The 22,183-nt window shown below is 70.5% G+C and carries 20 protein-coding genes and 1 pseudogene; 8 read left to right on the forward strand and 13 right to left on the reverse strand.

The annotated features are described in order from the left end of the window. Nucleotides 1-11: 11 nt before the first annotated feature. The 6 genes from mmsB to ACZ41I_RS02210 form a co-directional block, all read right to left on the reverse strand. Nucleotides 12-1,256: a multiple monosaccharide ABC transporter permease gene (mmsB, locus tag ACZ41I_RS02185; RefSeq protein WP_363217513.1), complete on the reverse strand. Its 1,245-nt coding sequence runs from the start codon at nt 1,254-1,256 to the stop codon at nt 12-14. Then, the gene (gene mmsA, locus ACZ41I_RS02190; protein WP_468512961.1) at nt 1,253-2,803 is read right to left on the reverse strand and encodes a multiple monosaccharide ABC transporter ATP-binding protein; all 1,551 of its coding nucleotides are present in this window, start codon (nt 2,801-2,803) and stop codon (nt 1,253-1,255) included. The genes mmsB and mmsA overlap by 4 nt, the downstream gene beginning before the upstream one ends. A gap of 36 nt (nt 2,804-2,839) precedes the next feature. Then, on the reverse strand, nt 2,840-3,949 hold the full coding sequence (gene chvE, locus ACZ41I_RS02195; RefSeq protein ID WP_468512962.1) for a multiple monosaccharide ABC transporter substrate-binding protein: 1,110 nt from the start codon (nt 3,947-3,949) through the stop codon (nt 2,840-2,842). Between the two features lie 36 nt (nt 3,950-3,985). Then, on the reverse strand, nt 3,986-4,954 hold the full coding sequence (locus ACZ41I_RS02200) for a hypothetical protein (RefSeq protein ID WP_399771756.1): 969 nt from the start codon (nt 4,952-4,954) through the stop codon (nt 3,986-3,988). Nucleotides 4,955-5,105: 151 nt separating this feature from the next. Then, nucleotides 5,106-6,119, reverse strand: coding sequence for a zinc-dependent alcohol dehydrogenase (locus ACZ41I_RS02205; protein WP_468512963.1), 1,014 nt, complete (start codon nt 6,117-6,119; stop codon nt 5,106-5,108). Then, nucleotides 6,116-7,273, reverse strand: coding sequence for a mandelate racemase/muconate lactonizing enzyme family protein (locus tag ACZ41I_RS02210; protein ID WP_399771751.1), 1,158 nt, complete (start codon nt 7,271-7,273; stop codon nt 6,116-6,118). Before ACZ41I_RS02210 ends, ACZ41I_RS02205 begins: the two co-directional genes overlap by 4 nt. Before the next feature lie 200 nt (nt 7,274-7,473). Between ACZ41I_RS02210 and ACZ41I_RS02215 the strand changes: the two genes are divergently transcribed. Further along, nucleotides 7,474-8,439 (forward strand): SCO2400 family protein, encoded by a 966-nt coding sequence (locus ACZ41I_RS02215; RefSeq protein ID WP_468512964.1) that lies wholly within the window; start codon nt 7,474-7,476, stop codon nt 8,437-8,439. A gap of 187 nt (nt 8,440-8,626) precedes the next feature. Next, nucleotides 8,627-9,778 (forward strand): serine hydrolase domain-containing protein, encoded by a 1,152-nt coding sequence (locus tag ACZ41I_RS02220; RefSeq protein WP_399771746.1) that lies wholly within the window; start codon nt 8,627-8,629, stop codon nt 9,776-9,778. A 140-nt stretch (nt 9,779-9,918) separates the two neighbouring features. Here ACZ41I_RS02220 and ACZ41I_RS02225 read toward each other — a convergent pair whose 3' ends face one another. Together ACZ41I_RS02225 and ACZ41I_RS02230 are read right to left on the reverse strand one after the other, a co-directional pair. Beyond that, a complete protein-coding gene (locus tag ACZ41I_RS02225) occupies nt 9,919-10,338 on the reverse strand; it encodes an organic hydroperoxide resistance protein (protein ID WP_363217522.1) in 420 nt (139 codons plus the stop codon). Between the two features lie 95 nt (nt 10,339-10,433). Continuing rightward, on the reverse strand, nt 10,434-11,468 hold the full coding sequence (locus tag ACZ41I_RS02230; protein WP_468512965.1) for an NADP-dependent oxidoreductase: 1,035 nt from the start codon (nt 11,466-11,468) through the stop codon (nt 10,434-10,436). 89 nt (nt 11,469-11,557) lie between these two features. On the opposite strand from ACZ41I_RS02230, the gene ACZ41I_RS02235 reads away from it, so the two are divergent. The 3 genes from ACZ41I_RS02235 to ACZ41I_RS02245 are packed head-to-tail and all read left to right on the forward strand — an operon-like array spanning nt 11,558 to nt 13,430. Continuing rightward, a complete protein-coding gene (locus tag ACZ41I_RS02235; RefSeq protein WP_363217524.1) occupies nt 11,558-11,995 on the forward strand; it encodes a MarR family winged helix-turn-helix transcriptional regulator in 438 nt (145 codons plus the stop codon). Nucleotides 11,996-12,015: 20 nt separating this feature from the next. Continuing rightward, nucleotides 12,016-12,819, forward strand: coding sequence for an EI24 domain-containing protein (locus ACZ41I_RS02240; protein WP_468512966.1), 804 nt, complete (start codon nt 12,016-12,018; stop codon nt 12,817-12,819). Further along, nucleotides 12,816-13,430 carry a LysE family translocator gene (locus ACZ41I_RS02245; protein WP_363217527.1) on the forward strand — a complete coding sequence of 205 codons (615 nt, stop codon included), beginning with the start codon at nt 12,816-12,818 and terminating at the stop codon, nt 13,428-13,430. The genes ACZ41I_RS02240 and ACZ41I_RS02245 overlap by 4 nt, the downstream gene beginning before the upstream one ends. An 80-nt stretch (nt 13,431-13,510) precedes the next feature. On the opposite strand, the pseudogene ACZ41I_RS02250 reads toward ACZ41I_RS02245, so the two are convergent. Then, nucleotides 13,511-14,114: pseudogene (locus ACZ41I_RS02250) on the reverse strand (TetR/AcrR family transcriptional regulator). Nucleotides 14,115-14,221: 107 nt separating this feature from the next. Here ACZ41I_RS02250 and ACZ41I_RS02255 point away from each other — a divergent pair. Together ACZ41I_RS02255 and ACZ41I_RS02260 are read left to right on the forward strand one after the other, a co-directional pair. Further along, nucleotides 14,222-16,663, forward strand: a complete 2,442-nt coding sequence (locus ACZ41I_RS02255; protein ID WP_468512967.1) for a beta-glucosidase H — start codon at nt 14,222-14,224, stop codon at nt 16,661-16,663. A gap of 131 nt (nt 16,664-16,794) precedes the next feature. Then, nucleotides 16,795-17,712: a hypothetical protein gene (locus ACZ41I_RS02260; RefSeq protein WP_468512968.1), complete on the forward strand. Its 918-nt coding sequence runs from the start codon at nt 16,795-16,797 to the stop codon at nt 17,710-17,712. A gap of 31 nt (nt 17,713-17,743) precedes the next feature. On the opposite strand, the gene ACZ41I_RS02265 is transcribed toward ACZ41I_RS02260, so the two are convergent. After that, on the reverse strand, nt 17,744-18,637 hold the full coding sequence (locus ACZ41I_RS02265; protein ID WP_468512969.1) for an SGNH/GDSL hydrolase family protein: 894 nt from the start codon (nt 18,635-18,637) through the stop codon (nt 17,744-17,746). Nucleotides 18,638-18,902: 265 nt separating this feature from the next. Here ACZ41I_RS02265 and ACZ41I_RS02270 point away from each other — a divergent pair, with 265 nt between their 5' ends. Beyond that, on the forward strand, nt 18,903-19,397 hold the full coding sequence (locus ACZ41I_RS02270) for a DUF3145 domain-containing protein (protein WP_363217531.1): 495 nt from the start codon (nt 18,903-18,905) through the stop codon (nt 19,395-19,397). A 62-nt stretch (nt 19,398-19,459) separates the two neighbouring features. Here ACZ41I_RS02270 and ACZ41I_RS02275 read toward each other — a convergent pair whose 3' ends face one another. The 3 genes from ACZ41I_RS02275 to ACZ41I_RS02285 all read right to left on the reverse strand — a co-directional run bounded on the left by ACZ41I_RS02275 (nt 19,460) and on the right by ACZ41I_RS02285 (nt 22,178). Next, complete coding sequence (locus tag ACZ41I_RS02275; RefSeq protein ID WP_363217532.1) at nt 19,460-20,731, reverse strand: beta-ketoacyl-[acyl-carrier-protein] synthase family protein; 1,272 nt, start codon at nt 20,729-20,731, stop codon at nt 19,460-19,462. Nucleotides 20,732-20,817: 86 nt separating this feature from the next. Continuing rightward, nucleotides 20,818-21,066 (reverse strand): acyl carrier protein, encoded by a 249-nt coding sequence (locus tag ACZ41I_RS02280; RefSeq protein ID WP_067123645.1) that lies wholly within the window; start codon nt 21,064-21,066, stop codon nt 20,818-20,820. Nucleotides 21,067-21,146: 80 nt separating this feature from the next. Beyond that, entirely contained in the window at nt 21,147-22,178 is a 1,032-nt protein-coding gene (locus tag ACZ41I_RS02285; protein WP_363217533.1) for a ketoacyl-ACP synthase III, read from the reverse strand. Nucleotides 22,179-22,183: the final 5 nt, after the last annotated feature.

The raw sequence follows: 22,183 nt of genomic DNA on the forward strand, positions 1-22,183 counted from the left end.
CTTCTGGGCGCTTACGAACCGGACTTGCGCTTGTTCCACACGTCGAACCCGACCGCCACCAGCAGGGCCAGGCCCTTGATGACCTGCTGCCAGTCGGTGCCGACGCTGAGGAGGTTCATGCCGTTGTTCAGCACGCCGAGGACGAGACCGCCGATGATGGCGCCGAGGACGGTGCCGACACCGCCGCTCATGGACGCGCCGCCGATGAACGACGAGGCGATCGCCTCTAGTTCGAAGTTGACGCCCGCCTTCGGCGAGGCCGCGTTCAGCCGGGCGGCGACCACCAGACCGGCCAGGGCCGCGAGCACGCCCATGTTCAGGAAGACGTAGAAGGTGACCTTCTTGTCCTTCACGCCGGACAGCTTGGCCGCCGGCAGGTTCCCGCCGATCGCGTAGATGTGCCGGCCGAAGACCGCGTTGCGCATGACGTAGCCGTAGCCGACGACCAGCGCGCCGAGGATGATCAGCACGATCGGGGCGCCCTTGTAGCTGGCGAGCAGCAGGGTGAGGACGAGGACCGCCGCCACCAGGGCCGTCAGCTTGAGCAGGAAGAGGCGGGTGGGGACCACGTCCAGGGAGAACTCCTGCTGGCGGCGGCGGTCGCGGAACTCCTGCCGTACCACGGCCGCGATCAGGACCAGCCCGAGCAGCAGGGTGAGGTTGTGGTAGTTGGTGTTCGGGCCGGCCTCGGGCAGGAAGCCGTTGCCGATCTGCTGCAGGCCGTCGGGGAAGGGGCCGAGGGTCTGGCCCTTCAGGAGGATCTCCGTGAGGCCGCGGAAGAGCAGCATGCCGGCGAGCGTGACGATGAAGGACGGTATGCCCAGGTAGGCGATCAGGAAGCCCTGGATCGAGCCGGCCGCCGCACCCACCAGCAGGCACAGGACGAGGGCGACCGGCCAGGAGAGCCCGTGCTGCACGGTCAGGACGGCCGCGAAGGCGCCCACGAACGCCGTCAGCGAGCCGACCGACAGATCGATGTGGCCGGCGATGATCACCAGCATCATGCCGATCGCGAGGATCAGGATGTAGCTGTTCTGCAGCACCAGGTTGGAGACGTTGCGCGGCAGCAGCAGATCGCCGCCGGTCCAGAACTGGAAGAGGACGACGATCAGGCCGAGCGCGATCAGCATCCCGTACTGCCGCATGTTGCGGCGCAGACCGCCGAGCGCCAGCTGCAGCAGGCCCTCGCCGGCGCCCGATCCGTCCTTGCCCGGCGGTGCCGCGGCCGGGCTCTTGTCGGTGACGTCCGTGCTCATCGCGTTACCTCTTTGTCCTTCGTCATATGACGCATCAGCACTTCCTGCGTGGCCTCGGCCCGCGGCACCTCACCGGTCAGCCGTCCCGCGGCCATCGTGTAGATGCGGTCGCACATGCCGAGCAGTTCGGGCAGCTCGGAGGAGATGAAGACGACCGCCTTGCCCTGGGCGGCCAGCTGGTCGATGACCGTGTAGATCTCGTACTTGGCGCCCACGTCGATGCCGCGGGTCGGCTCGTCCAGGATCAGCACGTCGGGCCCGGCGAAGATCCACTTGCTGAGGACGACCTTCTGCTGGTTGCCGCCGGACAGCTTGCCCACCGGCTCGAACACGGTCGGCGCCTTGATGTTCATGGACTTCCGGAAGCCCTCGGCGACCTGCCGCTCCTCGTGCTCGTCCACCACGCCCCGCTTGGCGACCTTGTCCAGCGCGGTCAGCGAGATGTTGCGGTTGATGGTGTCGATGAGGTTGAGGCCGTAGTGCTTGCGGTCCTCGGTGACATACGCGATGCCCTGCCGGACCGCCTCGGCGACGGTCTTCGTACGGATCTCGGTGCCGTCCTTCAGGACCGTGCCGCCCGCGTACCGGCCGTACGTCCGCCCGAACACGCTCATCGCCAGTTCGGTGCGGCCGGCGCCCATCAGGCCGGCGATCCCGACGATCTCCCCGCGCCGCACGCTGATCGACACGTCGTCGACGACCTTGCGCTGCTGGTCGACCGGGTGGAACACGGTCCAGCCGCGGATCTCCAGCGCCGGTGCCGCGCCCTCCTCCGGCTGGTGCGGGGTGCGTTCGGGGAAGCGGTGGTCGAGGTCGCGCCCGACCATGCCGGCGATGATCCGCTCCTCGGTGGTCTCCGGTGCCTTCACATCGAGGGTCTCGATGGATTGGCCGTCCCGGATGATCGTCACCGAGTCGGCGACCTTGCGGATCTCGTTGAGCTTGTGGGAGATGATGATCGAGGTGATGCCCTGGTTCTTCAGCTCCAGGATGAGATCGAGGAGTTTGCCACTGTCCTCGTCGTTCAGGGCCGCCGTCGGCTCGTCCAGGATCAGCAGCTTCACCTTCTTCGACAGCGCCTTGGCGATCTCCACCAGCTGCTGCTTGCCGACGCCGATGTCGGCGACGCGGGTCTCCGGGTGCTCGTGCAGACCGACCCGGCGCAGCAGCTCGGTGGCGTGGCGCAGGGTCTCGCGCCAGTTGATGAGGCCGCCCCGGGCGTGTTCATTGCCGAGGAAGAGGTTCTCCGCGATGGACAGATGCGGCACCAGCGCCAGCTCCTGGTGGATGATGACGATGCCGCGCTGCTCGCTCGCCCGGATGTCCTTGAAGGCGCAGACCTCCCCCTCGAAGAGGATCTCGCCCTCGTAACTGCCGTGCGGGTGGACGCCGGAGAGCACCTTCATCAGGGTGGACTTGCCGGCGCCGTTCTCCCCGCAGATGGCGTGGACCTCGCCCTGCCGGACGGTCAGGGTGACGTCCGACAGCGCCTTGACACCGGGAAAGGTCTTGACGATCGAGCGCATTTCCAGGACGGGTCCCGCCATGGTCGTGCCTTCCAATCCGTAGGGAATCAGGGCGGGTTACTTGAGCTCGGACTGGGTGTAGTAGCCGCCGTCGACCAGGACCTGCCGGTAGTTGGACTTGTCGACGCTGACCGGCTGGAGCAGGTAGGCCGGGACGACCTTGGTCCCGTTGTCGTAGGTCCTGGTGTCGTTGACCTGCGGCTTCTTGCCCTTCAGGGAGTCGTCGACCATCGTCGCGGCGACCTCGGCGAGCTTGCGCAGATCCTTGTAGACGGTCTGCGTCTGCTCACCGGCGATGATCGACTTCACCGAGGCGATCTCGGCGTCCTGGCCCGTGATGACCGGCAGCGGCTTGCTGCCCGAGCCGTAGCCGTCCGACTTCAGTGCGGACAGGACGCCGATGGAGATGCCGTCGTAGGGCGAGAGCACCGCGTCGACCCGGCCGCTCTTGTAGGTGCCGGTGAGGACGTCCTCCATGCGCTTCTGCGCGGTGGCGCCGTCCCAGCGCAGGGTGGTGACCTGGTTGAGCCGGGTCTGCCCGGACTTGACCACCAGCTGCTTCTTGTCGATGTACGGCTGCAGCACGCTCATCGCGCCGCCGAAGAAGTACTTGGTGTTGTTGTCGTCGTTGGAGCCGGCGAACAGCTCGATGTTGAACGGACCCTTCTTGCCCTTGCTCAGCCCGAGCCGGTCCACGATGTACTGGCCCTGCAGCTTGCCGACCTTCTCGTTGTCGAACGAGGCGTAGTAGTCGACGTTCTTGGTGCCGAGGATCAGCCGGTCGTAGGAGATGACCGGGATGTGCGCGTCCGCGGCCTCCTGGAGCACGTTCTTCAGCGACTTGTTGTCGATCGCCGCGATGATCAGGCCCTTGACGCCCTGCGTGATGAGGTTCTCGATCTGCGAGACCTGGGTCTCCGGGTTGTCCTCGCCGTAGACGAGCTTGGTCTTGTAGCCCTTGGCCTCCAGGTCCTTGACGACGTTCTTGCCGTCGGAGATCCAGCGCTCGGAGGACTTGGTCGGCATGGCGATGCCGATGGTGGCGCCCTTGACGTCGCCCGTCTTCTCCTTGCTGCCGCCCTCGCCGCTCTGGCCGCAGGCGGTCAGGGTGAGGGCGAGCGAGGCGGCTGCGGCTGTCGCGGCGAGTGCGGCTCTGCGGTTGCGCATGGTGGTCCGTCCTTGTTCTTCTCGTCGTTGAGAGGGCTACGCGGTGATGGGGAAGCGGTTGAGCGGGCCGGGCAGCCGGGAGCCGAGCGGCGCCATGTCGCCGTCCGCGCCGTGCCGGGCGAGCAGGTCCAGGGCGAGCCGGCCGCGCCGCACCCGCTCCCGGGCGGTGTGCAGGGTCACGTTCCGCAGGTGGGTGCCCCACGGGTAGATGCCGGGCGCCTTGGACAGGCCGAACTTCAGATAGAGCGGGGCGCCGCGCCGGATCAGCTCGGCGACCTCGTACATGCGCACATAGCCGCCGAGGTCGTCGGGGGCCTCGATGTACATGTCCATCGGGGCGCGGGACACCCGCCGGATCTCGGTGAGGTGGTCCAGGGTCAGGTCGCTGGGCACGTTGACGGAGTCGGCGCCGAGCCGCTCGTACACGGCGTACGAGGCCGGGTTGACGGGGCCGATCAGCGCCGAGACCTTCAGGGTGGTGTCGGCCGGGATGATCCCCGTCTCACGGGCCCGGTGCAGGGTCCACAGCACACCCTCGTCGGCGACCAGCAGGCACCTGACGCCCAGCTCCGTTGCCCGTACGGCGTCTTCGACGCATCCGGCGACGGCGTCGTGGCCCCGCGCCCGCACTCCGGCCCCCCGCGAGTCGGACCGTACGGCGCCGCCGATGTCCCAGGTGCCGCGCGGGCCGGTGAACAGGCAGAGTTCGATGTCGCGTGCGGCGGTCGCCTCGACCATCTCGGTGATCTCGGCGTCGGTGAGCATCCACACGCCGCTGCCCTGGCTGATCCGGTGGATCGGCACATCGAGACGGGAGGCTTCCTTCAGGACGACCGCCAGCGCTTCGGGACCCTCGCACGAGGGGATCTCGGTGCGCCAGCGACCGCCGCCCGGGAAGCTGTGGGCGGAGGCGTCGGCGGGGTCGAGGGCGGGCGCGGCCAGGCCGAGGCGGGCGAGCACCTGCTCGCCGGGCCTGCGGGCTGCCGGAGCGGAAGCGTCGGTCACAAGCTGTCCTTAGGGTCCAGTGTCCTGAGTGTTCGTGATTTCGAACGAGGTTCGTGGCTGCGGGTGGAGAGCGGCCTGGGCGGCTCCGCGAAAAAAAGCGGGTGGTACGCCGGTCGGGGCACCGTCAGGTCACGCCCTGACCGGCTCACCCCTAGGGCCGGAGCAGCACCTTGCCCACCTTCGGATCACCGGCCCCCACCAGCTCGATGGCCTGCGGGAACTCGGTCAGCGGCAGCTCGTGCGTGACCAGCGGCAGCGGGTCCAGCAGCCCCGCGCCGAACACCCGCACGGTGTGCGCCCAGGCGTCCGGCGGCGCCCCGAAGACGGTGTGCACCTCCAGCTGCCGTACGACGAGATCGGTCGGGTCGAGCCCGTCGGCGCCCGGCGCCGGGATGCCGGTCAGCACCAGCCGGCCGCCGCGCCGGAGCAGCGCGGCGGCGGTCCGCGCGGCGGACGCGGACCCGGCGGTCTCGATGACGACGTCGAAGTCGTCGGGCAGCTCCTGGTCCTTCAGCCGGAAGTCGGTGGCGCCGAACCGCTCCGACAGTGCCTTCCGGTCGTCGCGCGTGCCCACCACCAGCAGCTCGGCCGGTGAGACCGCCTTCAGGAACTGCACGGCGAACATCCCGAGCGTGCCCGTGCCGACCACCGCGACCCGTTCGCCCGGCCGGGCGCCCGCCTTGAGCGCGGCGGCCGCGATGCAGGCGGCCGGCTCCAGCAGGGCGGCGGCGGTGAGGTCGGCGTGGTCCGGCAGGGCGTGCAGCAGCCGGGCCGGCAGGGTCAGCGTGCCGGCCATGGCGCCCGGCCGGGTGAATCCGGTCTCCTCGTACCCGGCCGTGCACAGCGTGGTCTCGCCCGCGTGACAGCGGTCGCACACCTGGCAGTTGCGGAAGCCCTCCCCGACGACCTTGCGGCCGACGAGGGACGCGGGGACTCCCGGCCCCACCTTCGAGACCGTCCCCGACCACTCGTGCCCGGGGATGAGCGGATACCGTACAAACCCTTCGGGCCGGTTGCCCTGGTACACCTCGCGGTCACTGCCGCAGATGCCCACCGCGTGCACGGCCACCAGTGCCTCCCCGGGACCGGGATCACGAGGAGTGTGCTCCTCGACCCGGTGGGCGCCCGGCGCCTCGATGACGACCTGGCAAGCCCGGGAACTCACTTCGTGCCCTTCGGCTTGCGCTGCTCCCAGCCCTCGGCCCACAGGTCGAACCGGGCCTGCTGCTGCGGGAACCCGGCGGCGGCGTCGACGTCGAGCTCGACGCCGAGGCCGGGCGCGTCGGACAGGTGGAAGTACCCGTCCACGACCTGCGGCGCCCCCTTGACCACCTTCTTGATCTCCGCATCCGCGAAGTCGTTGAAGTGCTCAAGGATCTTGAAGTTCGGCGTGGTGAAGCCGACTTGGAGGCTCGCGGCGGTGAGGACGGACCCTCCCACGTTGTGCGGCGCGACCAGCATGTAGTGCGTCTCGGCGGTCGCCGCGAGCTTGCGGGTCTCCCAGATGCCGCCGATGTGGCCGACGTCGGGCTGGAGGATGTCCACGGCCTGGCTGTCGAACAGCTCGCGGAACTCGATCCGGTCGTGGATCCGCTCACCGGTGGCGACCGGGATGTCCACCTTGGCCGCGACCTTCTCCAGCGCCTTCAGGTTCTCCGGCGGGACCGGCTCCTCCAGCCAGGCCGGCTTGAAGGGGGCCATCTCCTTGGCCAGCCGGACGGCGGTCGCGGGGGAGAAGCGGCCGTGCATCTCCAGCATCAGCTCGGCGTCCGGGCCGATGGCGTCGCGCACGGCCTCGATGAGCGACACCGCGTACAGCGTCTGCTCGTGGTCCAGCTCGAAGTGGCCGGTGCCGAAGGGGTCGATCTTGAGCGCCCTGTATCCGCGTTCCATCACCCCCTGCGCGGCCTTGTGATACGCCTCCGGCGTTCGCTCGGTCGTGTACCACCCGTTGGCGTACGCCTTGACCCTGTCGGTCACCTTGCCGCCGAGCAGCTGCCACACCGGCACGCCCAGCGCCTTCCCCTTGATGTCCCAGCAGGCCATCTCGACGACCGCGATGCCGGACATGACGATCTCACCCGCACGGCCGTAGTCGCCGTACTTCATCCGGCGTACGAGGTCCTCGACGGCGAACGGATCCGAGCCGAGAATGTGATTGGCCTCGGCCTCCCGCAAGTAGCCGATCAGCGCGTCGGTGTGACCGAGCATCCGGGTTTCGCCGACTCCCGTGACCCCCTCGTCGGTGTGCACCTGGACGTAGGTCAGGTTGCGCCACGGCGTGCCGACCACGTGGGTGCTGATTCCGGTGATGCGCACGGCAGTTGCCCCTCAGCTGTTCGATATTTCGTCACACGTTCGAAATGCTGGCGTGACAGTAAGGACGGGGCGGCCGGAGTGTCAATGGGTGGAACAGGTAACGGTTTCGACAAGCCTTTCGAGAATTATTTCGCTTTCTACGAAACCTTCACAGCGGTGCCTAGGAACATGACCCATGAGGAATCTAGTCTTCCGGCGTCATGGACTACTGCTACCCGTGCCAACGGCACCTCAACGGCGCCCTGGCCTGCCCCGGGTGCGGAGCACCGGCGCGCCCCGCCGCGGAAGCGACGGTCGCGTACGCGCACGCGGGCACGGGTGAGATGCCGGGGTACGGCGTCCCTCAGCAGTACGCGCAGCCCGAGTCCCACGAGTACCGCATCCCCCAGCAGTACGGACCGGCCGGTCCGGAGCAGGTGGTGTGGCCGAAGGGATCCGAGCGGCAAGAGGCCTGGGTGCCGGAAGCGGAGACCGGGCCCCCGGCCGACAGCGACCCGACCCCCGAGTCCGGACACGACCCCGGGCCGGACCCCGGACACGAGCCCGACACCGAGCCCGAGCCCGACCTCGATCCCGAGTCCGGCGGCCGGGCCGCCCGGCGCAGGGCACGGGGCACCGCCGGCGTGAGCCCCGCCGACGCCGACGCCAGCCGCCGGGACCGCAAGGCCGCGGCACACCGGCGCCGGCGCCGCCGCGCCCTGCTCGTCGCCGCGGGCTTCGTGCTGGCCGCCGGTGGCCTCAGCCTCGCCGAACTCGGCACGGACGCGCCCTTCTCGCCCTTCACCAGCGGCCGGCCGGACCCGGCCTCGGACACCGCGGCCGACGGCGGCACCGCCTCCGCGTCGCCCGGTACCACGGCCGACCCGGTCGCCGGCGCCTCCGGCACCCGGCCGGGCGCGGCCGGCTCCCCCTCCCCGGACGCCTCGGCCTCCGCCTCGGCCTCCAAGTCCCCCAAGGACAAGGACTCCGCGTCGCCCGACGCCAAGGACGCCGGCACGGCACGGCCGACCGCCGCGACGGGTTCCGGCGCGCCCCCCAAGGCCCCGGCGACCCACGCCACGTCCGGACCGGCCCCCAGTCCGTCCAGCGCCCCGCCGACGTCCGCCCCCTCCCCGGCGCCCGCGCCCACCAGGACCTGCACGCGTTTCCTGTGGTGGTGCACCTGAGCCCGAGCGCGCGAGCGCGCACCACCCCGCGCCATCCGCCATCCGGGGCATCGATGACACCCCCGGCCGCTCACGACGGTTGAGTCGAACAGGTACATCGCGCCGTACCGGTCTCGGGAACGCCCCGAGCGGGAACGGGCGTTGTCCTGAGAGGGAGCAGCGAGCAGCGGCTCAGTTGAGGAGAGCGATGACGCAGCAGATCACCGTCCAGGGCACGGTCGCCGACGGTTTCGAGGCGGTGCGTGAGGAGTTCGCCGCCTTCGTCGCCGCGGAACGGGACGACTACGAGGGCCAGTTGTGCGCGTATGTGCACGGGCGGCGGGTCGTCGACCTGTGGGCGGGCGCGGAGGCGGACTCGCTGTACGGCGTGTTCTCGTCCACCAAGGGAGCGGCGCATCTCGTGGTCGCGCTCCTGGTGCAGGACGGCACGCTGGAGCTGGACCGCAAAGTGACCTACTACTGGCCCGAGTTCGGCGCGGAGGGCAAGGGCGCGGTGACCCTCCGGGACCTGCTGGCGCACCGGGCGGGCCTGGTCGGCATCGACGCCGGGTTCTCCGCCGAGGAGCTGGCCGACGACCGGGCGCTGGCCGAACGGCTCGCCGACCAGAAGCCGTTCTGGCGCCCGGGGACGGCCTTCGGCTACCACGCGCTGGTGATCGGCGCGCTCACCGGAGAGGTGGTCCGCCGGGCCACGGGCCGCACCCTCCAGGAGGTGTACGAGGAGCGGGTGCGCGCCCCGTACGGCACGGACTTCTTCCTGGGCCTGCCCGAGTCCGAGGAGCCCCGCTTCCGCCCGGTCCAGCCGATGCTCCCGACCCCCGAGCAGCAGGCCCTGCTGGACGCCCAGCCGACCGGCCCGCACACCCTGACCTCCATCGCCTTCAACGCCCACGTCCCGGAGCCGGGCACCCTGGCCGACTACGCCAACTCCCGCCTCGTACGGGCCAAAGGGCCGGCGTCGGCGGGCGGAGTCGCCTCCGCGCGGGGTCTCGCGAAGATGTATGCGGCGGCGATCAGCGAACTGGACGACCGGCCACCGCTGCTCAAGCCCGACACGGTCGCCGAGGTGGGCCAGATCCACTCCGTCGGCTACGACCTGGTGGCCCGCACCCACAGGTCGTTCGGCCTCGGCTTCCAGGCGACCGCCGACGTGTGGCACCCCGTCCTGGGCGCCGGCACCTTCGGTCACAGCGGCGCAGGCGGCTCCCAGGCCTTCGCCGACCCGCGCAGCGGCCTGGCGTACGGCTACACGCGCCGCCGCATGGCGTTTCCGGGCGGTGCGGCACCGGAGAACGACGGGTTGGTGAGGGCGGTCCACAAGGCGGCGCTGGCCGGCTGAGAGGCCCCAGGGGCGCGGGATAGCGCGCGAGAATCCACAACGGACCCGCACCCGACGGCCCGCCGCACCCGGCAGACGCACAACACAGCAGCCGCACCCCACGTCCAAGGATGCGGCTGCCGCAGTGGAAACGACGGTCCTCAGACCAGCGTCACGGTGATGTTCCCGCGCGTCGCCTTCGAGTACGGGCACACCTGGTGAGCCTTCTCGACCAGCTCCCGCGCCACCTCGGCGGAAACGCCGGGGATGCTCGCCGAGATCTCCACGATGATCCCGAATCCGTCGTCGTTCTTGCCGATCCCGACCTTCGCGGTGACGGTCGACCCGGAGACATCGGCCCCCTCCTGCCGGGCGACGACTCCCAGCGCCCCCTGGAAGCACGCGCTGTAACCGGCGGCGAACAGCTGCTCCGGGTTGGTCCCGGACCCGCTGCCGCCCATCTCCTTCGGCGGGTTCACGACGACGTCGAGTCGGCCGTCATCCGTGGCGACCCGGCCGTCACGGCCGTTCTCGGCGGTGGCGACGGCGGTGTACAGGACGTCGGACTGCGTGATGGGCATGCGGTTGTCTTCCTCCTCGGTCCGCCGCGACTCGCGCCCACGATCGACGGCGGATCTCGGAATGAAGTTACCGCATGCCGGAAATCCAGTGAAGACTAGAGCTTGACGACCATCTTCCCGATGTTGTCGCCGCGCAGGACCCCGAGGAACGCCTCCACGTTGTTCTCGATGCCCTCGACGACCGTCTCGCGGTACTTCAGCTCGCCCGAGGCGACCCACGGCCCGACCTTCCGGACGAACTCCGGCTGGAGGTCGTAGTGGTCGCCGACCAGGAAGCCCTCGATCCGGCCCCGGGTCTGGATCAGGCGGGCGAGGTTCCGCGGGCCGGGTGCGGGCTCGGTGTCGTTGTAGACCGAGATCATGCCGCAGACCGCGATGCGTCCGCCCTGGTTCAGCGAACCGATCGCGGCCTCCAGGTGGTCCCCGCCGACGTTGTCGAAGTACACGTCGATGCCGTCGGGCGCGGCCTCGCGCAGCTGCTCGGCGACCGGGCCGTTCTTGTAGTTGAACGCCGCGTCGAAGCCGTACTCCTCGACCAGCAGCTTGACCTTCTCGTCCGACCCGGCCGAGCCGATGACCCGCGAGGCGCCCATGAGCTTGGCGAGCTGCCCGACCTGGCTGCCGACGGCGCCGGCCGCGCCGGAGACGAAGACGACGTCGCCCTCCTTGAAGGAGGCGGTGCGCAGCAGGCCGGCGTAGGCGGTGAGGCCGGTCATGCCGAGGACGCCGAGGTACGCCGACAGCGGCACCTCGTGGGCCTTCTCCTCGACCTTGACGGCCGGGATGACCGCCGGTCCCACCTTGACCGCGTTCTTCGCGTCCACGACCGCGTACTCGCGCCAGCCGAAGAAGTGCAGGACGTGGTCGCCGGCCTCGATGCCCTCGGCGTGGGAGGTGATCACCTCGCCGACCGCGCCGCCCTGCATGACCTTGCCCAGCTCGAAGGGGGCGACGTACGACTTGGCCGCCGACATCCGGCCGCGCATGTACGGGTCCACGGAGAGGAACTTGTTCCGTACCAGCACCTGACCCTCGCCCGGGGTGGGGACCGGCGTCTCGACGAGCGCGAAGTCCTCGGGCTTCGGCCAGCCGACGGGACGGCTGAGCAGGTGCCACTCGCGGTTGATCATGACAGCGCCTTTCCTGATTACTTCAGTACCTGAAACAACCATGCGCTTCGATATTTCAGGATGTCAAGTAAGCGGGTATTCTGGCGGGTATGGCCACACCACCGAAGACCCACCGCCCCGACGCCCTGACGATGGAGGTCGTCGAACTCATCGGAGACGTGGTGGCCCGCTTCTACGCGGACTACGAGGAAGCGGCGGGCGAGCACGCACTGACCGGACCGCAGGCCAGGCTCCTCAGTCTGCTGTCGGTGGAGCCGCTGCCCATGCGGAAGCTGGCGCACAAGCTGAAGTGCGAGCCGTCGAACGTGACGGGCATAGTGGACCGCCTGGAGTCCCGGGGGCTGGTCGAGCGCCGCCCCGACCCGGCCGACCGCCGGGTGAAGGTGGCCGCCGCCACCGACGAAGGCCTGCAGGTGGCCCGCGACCTCCGCGAGGGCCTCCACTTCGCCCGCGAACCCCTGGCCGGCCTCTCCGTGGACGAGCGCCGCTCCCTGCGCGATCTGCTGCGCCGCATGCTGGCCGGCTGAGAGTCGGTAGAGTTCCCGCCATGCGCGATCTTGGGGCGGGATTCGGTCATCTGCTGAAGGGGCAGCGCTGGATGGCCCGGCACGGCCGCCAGTACGGCTTCGGGCTGTTGCCGGGGCTGGTCACCCTGGTCCTCTACTCGGCCGCGCTGGTCGCGCTCGCCGTGTGGGGCGAGGACGCGGTCACCTGGGCGACCCCGTTCGCGGACGACTGGTCCAGCCCCTGGCAGGGCCTGTTCCGCGGCTTTCTGACAGTCGTCCTGTTCGCCCTCGGCCTGCTGCTGGCCGTGCTGACGTTCACGGCCGTCACCCTGCTGATCGGTCAGCCCTTCTACGAGAGCCTCTCGGAGCAGGTCGACGCCGACGTCTCGCCCGACGGCACCGCCCCGCGTTCGGACCTGCCGCTCTGGCGCGAGCTGTGGATCTCCGCCCGCGACAGCCTGCGCGTCCTGGTGCGGGCCGCGCTGTGGGGCGTGTTGCTCTTCGCCCTCGGCTTCCTGCCGTTCGTCGGTCAGACCGTCGTACCCGTGCTCGGCTTCTTCGTCACCGGTTTCTTCCTCACCGAGGAACTGACCGCCGTTGCCCTCCAGCGCCGGGGCGTGGAACTGCGCGCCCGGCTCGCCCTGCTCCGCTCCCGCAAGACCCTGGTCTGGGGCTTCGGCACGCCCCTCGGCCTGGCCTTCCTGGTCCCTTTCGTCGCGGTGTTCCTGATGCCGGGCGCGGTCGCGGGCGCGACGCTGCTCGCGCGCGACCTGCTGGGTGAGAACAGCGCCGACGACGACTCCGCTCCCGACGGGGAGTCTCAACCGGAGGACGTCACCCCATGACCCAGATACTCGCCGTCGCCGTCATCACGGTCCTCGCGGTGATCGCCCCGGGCGCCGACTTCGCGATGATCGTCCGCAACAGCTATCTCCACGGCCGCCGCACCGGCCTGCTCGCGGCCGCGGGCGTCGCTGCCGGCGTCCTGGTCCACGTCACCTACACCCTGCTCGGCGTCGGCCTGCTGATCGCCTCCTCCACCGCCCTGTTCACGGTGATCAAGCTGATCGGCGCGGCCTACCTGGTCCACGTCGGTATCCGCACCTACCGCACCCGCGGCGAGCTCAGGATCGACCTGGACGACCGGCGCGAGCTCACCCCGTTCGCCGCGCTGCGCACCGGCTTCCTCACCAATGTGCTCAATCCGAAGACGACACTCTTCGTCGTCTCCACCTTCGCCCAGGTCGTCAGCCCGGACACCCCGCTCTACCAGCAGGCGGGCTACGGCCTGTTCATGTCGCTCGCCCACCTGCTGTGGTTCGGCGTGGTCGCCGCGTTCTTCTCGCAGGCCCGCATGCGGTCCCTGATGCTGCGCGGCCAGAAGATCCTCAACAAGGTCATCGGCTCCGTCCTGGCCGGCCTCGGCGTCAGCCTCGCGCTCGCGCCGTCGCACTGAGCGGCGGGGCGTCCTCGGGGTGCACCGGCAGCAGGGCGACGTCCGGGCGCACGGACGCGGCGGCCGGTGCCGGCACTGAGTCACGCCCAGGCCTGCGGTCCTCGGTCCACCGGTTCGCCCAGCAACCGCAGGAAGTCCCGGAACGCCCCCGGCATGTCGACCGATTCGGGGTCCAGCAGCCACTGGTACTGCAGCCCGTCCATGACGGCCACCAGCAGCGGAGCGGTCCGTTCCGGTGTGAGCCCGTTCGGCAGGCTGTCGCCGTACTCGGTCCGCAGCACCGCCGCCATGGACTCCCGTACCCGCGTGTACCGCTCGGTGAAGTACTCCCGCGCCGGATGGTCCTCCGTCACGCTCTCGCCGAGCAGTGCCGAGAAGGTCTGGACGATCGCCGGGCGCATCGCGTTGTACTCCACCAGGGAGGCCAGCAGATCCACCCGCCACTGCGAGTCCGGTACCGCGTCCCACCGGTCGCGCTCCTGAAGGACGGCCACCAGCAGGGCGTTCTTGGTCGGGAAGTGGTGCAGCAACCCCTGCTGGGTGAGCCCGACGCGCTCGGCGACCGCGCCGAGGCTCGCGCCCCGGTAACCGCGCTCGGCGATCACCTCCAGCGCCGCCCCGACGATCTCGGCGCGCCGCTCCTCGCTCCTGACCCTCGCCTTCATGACGCTCACCGTACGACATCCGCAGCCCTTGAATGTAACGGCAGGATAACGAAACCTACCTCTCTACAGGTGACCCGTGCACGATGGAGGCACGCTGCACGGACCTACACCCGAGGAGGCACCGCGATGGCGGGATCCCAGCCCACCCCGGCCGACAGGGCGCGCGAGGCGGTCGTCGAGGCCGCTCTCGGCAAGCTCGGCCTCGATGACAAGGCACGGCTGCTGGCCGGCCAGGACATGTGGACCCTGCCCGCGCTGCCGGGGATCGGACTGCAGTCCCTGGTGATGTCCGACGGCCCGATCGGCGTGCGCGGCGTGCGCTGGACCGCCGACGACCCGTCCGTCGCCCTGCCCTCGCCCACCGCGCTCGCCGCCACCTGGGACCCCGCACTCGCCCGCCGGGCGGGTGTGCTGCTCGCCCAGGAGGCCCGCCGCAAGGGCGTCCATGTGCTCCTCGCCCCGACCGTGAACCTGCACCGTTCGCCACTCGGGGGCCGGCACTTCGAGTGCTACAGCGAGGACCCGTATCTCACCGGCGTGATCGGCAGCGGCTATGTCACCGGCGTCCAGTCCGGCGGTGTCGGCACCACCGTCAAGCACTTCGTCGCCAACGACGCCGAGACGGACCGCTTCACCGTCGACAACGTCGTCCCCGAACGCGCCCTGCGCGAGCTGTACCTGGCCCCGTTCGAGGCCATCGTCGAGAACGCCCGCCCCTGGGGCGTCATGACCGCCTACAACACGGTCAACGGCACGACGATGACCGAGCACCACCACCTGGTCAACGAAGTCCTGCGCGGCGAATGGGGCTTCGACGGCTTCAACGTCTCCGACTGGGCGGCCGCCCGGGATACCGTCCGTGCCATCGAGGGCGGCTTGGACGTGGCCATGCCCGGACCGCGGACCGTCTACGGCGAAGCCCTCGCCCAGGCCGTCCGGGACGGCAAGGTCGCCGAGGCCACCGTCGACGCGGCCGTACGCCGGGTCCTGCGGCTCGCCGCCCGCGTCGGGATCCTCGGCGGCGCCGAACCCGTCGTGGCCGAACCCCCCGCGCCCGTCGACGGCGAGGCCCTCGCCCGCGAGATCGCCCGCCGCTCCTTCGTCCTCGTCCGCAACGAGAACAACGCCCTCCCGCTGAAACCGAACGGCACAGTGGCCCTGATCGGCGCCGCCGCCCGCGACGCCCGCGTCCTGGGCGGCGGCTCGGCCACCGTCTTCCCGGCCCGGATCGTCTCCCCGCTCGACGGCCTCACCGCCGCACTCCCCGAAGGCACCCTCACCTATGCCGTGGGCGCGGACCCGGCCACCGAACTCGCCGTCGCCGACCAGGGGTTCCGGCTCGGCGCCGTCTGCCGCGACACCGACGGCGATGTCATCGGCACCCGTTCCGCCCCGAACGGCCACATCCAGTGGATGGGCTCCGACCTGCCCGAGGGCGTCACCCACGACACCCTGCACACCGTCGAGCTCACCGGCACCTTCACCCCGCGCGTGACCGGCCCGCACACCTTCGGCATCAAGGGCACGGGCCCCTTCACCCTCACCATCGACGGGACGACGTACTACGACGACGTCCAGCGCCCCGACAAGGACGACCCCTTCGAGGCCTTCTTCGGCGCCCCCGTCCCCCGCGCCCAGGCCGAACTCACCGCCGGCGAGCCGGTCGACGTCTCCCTCACCCACGTCGTCCAGCTCCCCGAGGACATCCCCATGAAGGTCGTCACCTTCGCGCTCGCCCACGCCGAGCCGCAGCGCGACCCCGACGAACTGATCGCCGAGGCCGCCCGGGCGGCGCGGAACGCCGACACGGCCGTCGTCGTGGTCGCCACCACCGACCGTGTCGAGTCCGAGGGTTTCGACCGCACGGACCTGAAGCTCCCCGGCCGCCAGGACGACCTGGTACGCGCGGTCGCCGCCGCCAACCCCCGCACGGTCGTGGTCGTCAACTCCGGCTCCCCGGTCGAACTGCCCTGGCGCGACGAGGTCGCCGCCGTCCTGCTCGGCTGGTTCCCCGGCCAGGAGGGCGGCGCCGCCCTCGCCGACGTCCTCACCGGTACCCACGAGCCCGGCGGCCGCCTCCCCACCACCTGGGGCTCCCTGGCCGACGCCCCGGTCACCCAGGTCGTCCCCACCGACGGGGAACTTCCCTACACGGAGGGTGTGTTCATCGGCTACCGCGCCTGGGAGAGGTCCGCCCGCACCCCGGCCTACCCGTTCGGCCACGGCCTCGGCTACACCGACTGGACCTACGAGTCCCTGGACCTCGACGGCACCACCGCGCGCATCCGCCTGCGCAACACGGGCGAGCGCCCAGGCCGGGAGGTCGTCCAGCTCTACGTCGCCCCGGCCGGGCCCGGCCCCGAGCGCCCGGCCCGGCAGCTGGCCGACTTCGCCTCCGCCGAGGCCGGTCCCGGCGAGAGCGTCGAGGTGACGGTCGCCCTGCCGCGCCGCGCCTTCGAGGTCTGGGACGAGGAGGCGAAGACGTGGTCGGTTGTGAAGGGTTCGTACGAGATCGCCGTCGGACGCTCGATCGCGGACCGCAGGCTCGCCGCGCCGATTAACGTCTGATCCGGGACAAGACCCCCACGAGCAGCCCCGGTCCGGGACCTGACCCCTGGACCGGGGCTCGTCACCTGCGGGTACGGATAGACTCCCGGCCCGCGAACACCGGAAGACACCGGGCACGGGGGAGAGACATCGTGTATCCAGGCCAGCCGCCGGGGCCGTACGGCCCACAGCAGCCGACGGGCCCGTACGGGCAGCCGCCGCAGTACCAACAGCCGTATCCGCAGCAGCCGTACCCGCCCCAGGGGTATCCGCAGCAGCCGTACCCGCCCCAGGGATACCCGCAGCAGCCCTGCCCGCCCCAGCAGCCGTACCCTCCGCAGCAGTCCCCCCAGCCGCCCGCCCAGCACGTCGGTGAGGGACGGATGCGGCTGGACCCCGGCCTCAGCCCGGCCCAGCGTGATCTGGCGCTGAAGATCCAGGCCAAGTCCAAGCCGATGGCCTACGGCATGGTCCTCGGCATCCCGCTCACCTTCGGCGGTGTCCACTACGGCATCACACAGAAGCCCCTCGGCTTCGTCGCGGCGCTCGCCGGACTGGGCCTGCTGGCCTTCGGCGTCTTCTCGCTGCTGCAGATGCAGGCCCTCAAGCGGCAGCTGCGGCTCGTCACGGCCGACGCCTGGCGCTCCCCGGCCGCTCATCTGCCCGGCGCCCGCAAGGCCGCGACACAGGCCGCCTATCTCAACGGCCTGCTGGTCCTGCTGTCCCTCGCCGCGACCGGCTATCTGCTCTACAAGGGCGCCGGCTGGGGTGCGTACGGCAATTCGCTGGGCTTCGGTGCGCTGTCGCTGGGCGCCGCCCTGCCGTTCGGGATGGCGCTGGCCGCCGCGAGCACCATTCCGCAGCTGCTCCAGGTGATTCCGGCCGGGGCGAAGGTGGGGCGGAGCCTGTACTCGATCATCTTCGTGCTGGCTGTGACGGTGACGGGGGAGGGCATCAAGGGCCTGGACCTCCCCGGGATCGCCATCGGCGGCTGCACGCTGCTGATCTGCGGCGGCGCGATGTCCCTGCTGGCCAAGGCGGCCAGACGGATGCGCGGCGAGACCAGCTAGCGGACGGCCTTCCGGTCCGGCACCTGGTGTCCTAGGCGACCGGGCGGGGCGCGATGATCGTCCGGTACGCGATCGCCGCGAGCCGCGCCTGGCCGTCCCTGCTGGGGTGGAACCAGTCCCAGTGACTGAGCTGGTCGGTGCCGAAGCGGTAGTCGTAGACCGCGTTGTTGTCGAAACGGCAGCGGCGGTCCTTGGCGCAGACCTCCTTCAGCACCCTGTTGTACTCCACCACCCGCTGCTGCACCTGGTCCCGGCGCAGCGTGGCCACGCTGGTCAGGTCGTCCGCGTCGGACAGCATCGACGGACAGATGCCGAGCTTCCACACCTGCTTGCCCAGCGGATTGGCCCGGCCCTCGGACCACAGCCGCTTCAGGTTCGGCACGCTCGCCACGTACACCTGCGTCTTCGGCCGTGCCGCACGCAGGGTGTGCAGCGCCTCCTCGAAGTCCGCGCGGAAGTCGGCCACCGGGGTCATCGCCGACGCCGACGCACGGCAGGCGTCGTTCGCGCCCACCATCACCGTCACCAACTCCGGGCCGCGGGCGGCCGCCCGGGCCATCTGTCCCGGCAGGTCCGCCATGCGGGCACCGGTCTCGGCGTAGTTCCAGCTGTGCTCCGCGGCGCCCGTGACCCCGAGCAGGCGCACCGCCAGGCTGTCGACCTTCGCGTCGCTGCCCGTCGCCCACGACACCTCGGGACAGTCCGACAGCACCGTGCACGCGTCGAAGCCGCGCGTGATGGAGTCACCGACCGCGGCGATCGAGTCCGGGCTGCGGTTCCACACCGGCGCGGGCCTGGCGGCGCGCGCCTTGGTGCCCTCAGGCGCGGGCGAACTGCCGCTCCCGGCGTCGCACCCGGCGGCGCCCAGCACGGCCGCGGCCACGACGGCGGCAGCGGCCCGCCCACGGCTGCTTCGCTTCCGCATCCCCTGGTGATCCCCTCGTCGTCGAATCCGGTGCTTTCGGTGCTTCTTTCCATAACAACGTGCGAGGGTTCCCGACCTGGCACCTTGGAACGGAGCACCCCCGTACAAGCGTCCCCCTGGGTGAATGGCGAAGGTTTCCTGGCACCGGGAGCGACGGTACGTCACACTCCTTGCACCGCCGCAGGGTAGCCTCGCCATCAACGCGGCCGTCGTGCCACTGCCGCCAGCCAGTCCGCAAGATGTCCCGCTCTGCCCGGAGGTTCCGGTGACGACACGTGGAGTTCTGTACGTGCACTCCGCGCCGCGCGCGCTGTGCCCGCACGTCGAGTGGGCCATCGCCGGGGTGCTCGGCACACGCGTCAACCTCGACTGGATCCGGCAGCCCGCGGCCCCCGGCACCTGGCGCTCGGAGTTCTCCTGGCAGGGCGAGGCGGGCACGGCCTCCAAGCTGGCCTCGGCACTGCGCGGCTGGCACCTGCTCCGCTTCGAGGTCACCGCGGAGCCCTGTGCGACCGCCGAGGGCGAGCGCTACAGCTGCACTCCCGACCTCGGCATCTTCCACGCCGTCACCGGCATCCACGGTGACATCCTCATCCCCGAGGACCGCCTCCGCGCGGCGCTGACGCGCTCCCAGCGCGGGGAGACGGACCTGGAGGCCGAGATCGCCAAGCTCCTCGGAAAGCCCTGGGACGACGAACTGGAGCCCTTCAGGTACGCGGGCGAGGGCGCCCCGGTCCGCTGGCTGCACCAGGTGGTGTGAGTCCCTGCGGCTGTGCATGAGAAAGGGCCCCTGCCGTTCGGCAGGGGCCCTCACTCACGTTCTCAGACGGTCCGGAACGCCAGGACCACGTTGTGGCCGCCGAAGCCGAACGAGTCGTTCAGCGCGGCGATACGGCCCTCGACCGGAAGCTTGCGGGCCTCCCCGCGGACGACATCCGCGTTGGCCTCCGCCTCGGGGTCGATGTTCTCGATGTTGATCGTCGGCGGCGCCACCCGGTGGTACAGCGCGAGCACGGCCGCGACCGACTCCACGCCGCCCGCGCCACCGAGCAGGTGCCCGGTCATCGACTTGGTCGCGGAGACCGCCATGTGGTCCGTGTCGTCGCCGAACACCTTGCGCAGCGCCTTCAGCTCGGCGATGTCACCGGCCGGCGTCGAGGTGGCGTGCGCGTTGACGTGCACGATCTCGGCCGGGTTCAGGTCGGTGTTGTCCAGCAGGTTCTGCAGTGCGTGCGAGATGCCGCGGCCCTCGGGCTCCGGCTGCACGATGTCGTGGCTGTCGGCGGAGATGCCCTGCCCGACGGCCTCCGCGTAGACGCGCGCCCCGCGCTTCGCGGCGTGCTCGGCGGACTCCAGGACGATCACGCCGGCGCCCTCGCCGAGGACGAAGCCGTCGCGGTCGACGTCGTAGGGACGCGAGGCGCCCTGCGGGTCCTCGTTGTTCTTGGACATCGCCATCATGTTGCCGAACGCGGCGATCGGCAGCGGGTGGATGGCCGCCTCCGTACCGCCGGCGACGACGACGTCGGCGCGGCCGGTGCGGATCATCTCGATGGCGTAGCCGATGGCCTCGGCGCCGGAGGCGCACGCGGAGACCGGCGTGTGCACGCCCGCACGGGCGCCCACGAGCAGGCCCACGTTGGCCGAGGGGCCGTTCGGCATCAGCATGGGGACGGTGTGCGGGGAGACGCGGCGGACGCCCTTCTCCTTGAGCACGTCGTACTGGTCCAGCAGGGTCGTCACACCGCCGATGCCGGAGGCGATGACCGCGCCCAGCCGGTCGGGGTCGATGGAGCCGTCCTCGCCGGCCTTGCCGGTGAAGCCGGCGTCCTGCCAGGCCTCCTGAGCCGCGATCAGCGCGAACTGCGCCGAGCGGTCCAGCTTGCGCGCCTGCGGCCGCGGGATGACCTCGGTGGGCTCCACGGCGACCGGAGCCGCGATCTTGACGGCCTGATCGGCCGCCCAGTCCTGCTCCAGGGGCTTCACACCGGACTTGCCGGCGATCAGACCCTCCCAGGTCGAGGCTGCGTCGCCACCCAGCGGTGTGGTTGCGCCGATACCGGTGACGACCACGGTGCGATTGGTCGGGCTCACGGGAATTCTTTCTCCAACAGATGCGGGATTCTACGGCGCCACCGCCGGGTGGCGGGGCCTTGCAGCCTTCAGGACAGAGGGGTGGCTCAGGCCTGGTGCTTGAGGATGTAGTCGGTCGCGTCGCCGACGGTCTTGAGGTTCTTGACGTCCTCGTCCGGGATCTTCACGTCGAAGCGCTCCTCGGCGGCGACGACGACCTCGACCATGGACAGCGAGTCGACGTCCAGGTCGTCGGTGAAGGACTTGTCCAACTGGACGTCCTCAACCGGGATGCCAGCGATCTCGTTCACGATCTCGGCGAGACCCTTGACGATCTCTTCCTGAGTGGCGGCCATGTCAGGCGCTCCTTCTTCGATGTTCCAGTCGGTTTGTGGCAGTTGTCCCCCTGCCGGACACAAGATCCGGCACGGAGTGCCTAGGGGAGGGTAACGACCGTGGCGGCGTAGACGAGACCCGCCCCGAAGCCGATGACGAGCGCGGTGTCGCCGCTCTTCGCCTCCCCGGTCGCCAGGAGCCGCTCCATTGCGAGCGGAATCGAGGCGGCCGAGGTGTTGCCGGTGGTGCGGATGTCACGGGCGACCGTGACGTGCTCCGGCAGTTTGAGGGTCTTCACCATCGAGTCGATGATCCGCACGTTGGCCTGGTGCGGGATGAAGACGTCCAGTTCTTCCGGGCTGATCCCGGCCGCGTCCAGCGCCTGCTGGGCGACCTTCGCCATCTCGAACACGGCCCAGCGGAACACCGCCTGGCCCTCCTGCGTGATGGCGGGGAACTTGACGTTGCCCTCGCTGTCCAGGGGCAGCTCGGCGACGTCACCGATGCGGAACCGGTTCCAGGGGACGGTCTGCTTGATCGTCTCGGACTTGTCGCCCTCGGAACCCCAGACGGTCGGGCCGATGGCCGGCTCCTGCGAGGGGCCGACGACGACCGCGCCCGCGCCGTCGCCGAACAGGAAGGCCGTGGCCCGGTCCTCCAGGTCGGTCAGGTCGCTGAGCCGCTCCACGCCGATCACGAGCACGTACTCGGCGGAACCTTCCACCACCATGCCCTTGGCGAGGGTCAGGCCGTAGCCGAAGCCCGCGCAGCCGGCCGAGATGTCGAAGGCGGCGGCCTTGTCCGTGCCCAGCTTGTCGGCGATCTCGGTGGCGACGGCCGGGGTCTGGCTGAAGTGCGAGACCGTCGAGACGACCACGGCGCCGATCTGCTCGGCGCCGATGCCGGCGTCCGCGATCGCCTTGCCGGCCGCCTCGATCGACATCGCGGCCACGGTCTCCTCGGGACCGGCCCAGTGCCGGGTCTCGATGCCGGAGCGCGAACGGATCCACTCGTCGGACGAGTCGATCTTCTCCAGGATCACCTCGTTGGGCACCACCCGGGTCGGCCGGTAGCCGCCGACACCGAGGATGCGCGCGTACGGGGCGCCCTTGCTGGGCTTGATCTTTGCCATGTACG

The organism is Streptomyces sp. NPDC030799, assembly GCF_055572255.1.